This is a genomic window from Prevotella sp. HMSC073D09 (assembly GCF_001814145.1).
Taxonomy (GTDB): Bacteria; Bacteroidota; Bacteroidia; order Bacteroidales; family Bacteroidaceae; genus Prevotella; species Prevotella conceptionensis.
Genome location: NZ_KV815105.1, coordinates 1 through 256 on the forward strand (window position 1 = coordinate 1; position 256 = coordinate 256).

Annotated in this window: 1 pseudogene; it reads right to left on the minus strand. The window is 50.8% G+C overall.

The window, feature by feature from the left end:
* A pseudogene (locus HMPREF2955_RS08890) lies at positions 1-256 on the minus strand (IS4 family transposase); the annotation flags it as partial.

Sequence of the window (256 nt, forward strand, 5' to 3'; positions counted from 1 at the left end):
AATCAAAGGGTATGGTTGTCTTGCCGTCAAAGAAGGCACAAAGTAACAGCTTGTAGCCCAATACGCACCTGCCTTTCACATGATCGAAAACACGACTGATGCCATCCATCCTCACGCCGCTCTTCTCAAGCACGGTGTCGTCTATGATGAAACAGGTCGTGGCATCGGGTTGAGGAGCTTCGCCATACTTACGCAATAGGCACATATAACGCAGGGCAAAGTGGTTCATCAAGCGTCTCCAATCCATCTGCGGGCG